Here is a 1,935-nt window from a genome sequence, read left to right on the forward strand (position 1 = left end):
GAAACATCCCATTCCGCCCGGCTTCGAGGATGCCCTGGTCCAGCCGGCCGATTACGCCCGCATGTATGCCGAATCGATCTCGGACCCCGACGGGTTCTGGGGCCGCGAGGGCAAGCGGCTGGATTGGATCCAGTCCTATACCAAGGTGAAGAACACCGATTTCACCATGGGCCAGGTCTCGGTCAAATGGTTCGAGGACGGTATCCTCAACGCCTCGGTCAACTGCGTCGACCGCCACCTGCCCAAGCGCGCGAACCAGACCGCGATCATCTTCGAGCCGGACGACCCCAACCAGCCGGCGCGCCACATCACCTATGCCGAACTGTCGGAAAAGGTGAACCGCTTTGCCAACGTCCTGCTGAGCCAGGGGGTGATGCGCGGCGACCGGGTGGTGATCTACATGCCGATGATCCCCGAGGCGGCCTATGCCATGCTGGCCTGCGCGCGGATCGGCGCCATCCATTCCATCGTCTTCGCCGGCTTCTCGCCCGACGCGCTGGCCAACCGCATCAACGATTCGGGCGCCAAGCTGGTCATCACCGCCGACACCGCGCCGCGCGGCGGCCGGCGCACGGCGCTGAAGTCGAACGCCGACGCGGCGCTTCTGCATTGCTCGGACCGGGTGCGCTGCCTGGTGGTCAAGCATACGGGCGACCAGACCAGCTGGATCGAGGGCCGCGACGTCGACGTGCTGAAGCTGATGGACGAGGTCAGCCCCGACTGCCCGCCGCGGCCGATGAATGCCGAGGATCCGCTGTTCATCCTCTACACCTCGGGTTCGACCGGCAAGCCCAAGGGCGTGGTCCATACCACCGGCGGCTACCTGCTGTTCGCCGCGATGTCGCATCAATACGTCTTCGACTACAAGGACGGCGACGTGTTCTGGTGCACGGCCGACGTGGGCTGGGTGACGGGGCACAGCTATATCGTCTACGGCCCGCTGGCCAACGGCGCCACCACGCTGATGTTCGAGGGCGTGCCGACCTGGCCCGATGCCGGCCGCTTCTGGGCCGTCTGCGACAAGCACAAGGTCAACCAGTTCTATACCGCGCCGACCGCCATCCGCTCGCTGATGGGGCAGGGGCCGGAATGGGTCGAGAAATACGACCTCTCCAGCCTGCGCGTGCTGGGCACGGTGGGCGAGCCGATCAACCCCGAGGCCTGGGTCTGGTATGACAAGCATGTCGGCAAGGGCCGCTGCCCGATCGTCGATACCTGGTGGCAGACCGAGACCGGCGGGCACATGATCACCTCGCTGCCCGGTGCCATCGAGGCCAAGCCGGGCTCGGCCACGCTGCCCTTCTTCGGCGTCAAGCCGGTGGTTCTGGACGCGCAGAGCGGCGTGCCGCAGGACGGCCATGGCGAAGAGATCGACGGCGTGCTGTGCATCGCCGACAGCTGGCCGGGGCAGATGCGCACCGTCTGGGGCGACCACCAGCGCTTCATGGAGACCTATTTCCAGCAATATCCGGGCTATTACTTCACCGGCGACGGCTGCCGGCGGGACAAGGACGGCTATTACTGGATCACCGGCCGGGTCGACGACGTCATCAACGTCTCGGGGCACCGCATGGGCACGGCCGAGGTGGAATCGGCCCTTGTCGCGCATGAGAAGGTGGCCGAGGCCGCGGTCGTGGGCTATCCGCACCCGCTGAAGGGGCAGGGCATCTATGCCTATGTCACGCTGATGAACGGGGTCGAGCCCAGCGACGAGCTGCGCGCCGAGCTGGAGAAATGGGTCCGCACCGAGATCGGCCCCATCGCCAAGCCCGACCTGATCCAATGGGCGCCGGGCCTGCCCAAGACGCGCTCGGGCAAGATCATGCGCCGCATCCTGCGCAAGATCGCCGAGGACGATTTCGGCGCGCTCGGCGACATCTCGACGCTGGCCGACCCCGGCGTCGTCGACGAACTGATCGAGAACCGGATGAACCG

The 1,935-nt window shown here is 66.4% G+C and carries 1 protein-coding gene; it reads left to right on the plus strand.

Annotated elements, in window-relative coordinates; all coding sequences use genetic code 11:
* Window positions 1-10: 10 nt before the first annotated feature.
* The coding region (acs, locus tag IT40_RS26340; RefSeq protein WP_052096370.1) for an acetate--CoA ligase at window positions 11-1,935 on the plus strand (1,925 nt) is incomplete at its 3' end.

The organism is Paracoccus versutus (assembly GCF_000763885.1).
GTDB classification, from domain to species: domain Bacteria; phylum Pseudomonadota; class Alphaproteobacteria; order Rhodobacterales; family Rhodobacteraceae; genus Paracoccus; species Paracoccus versutus.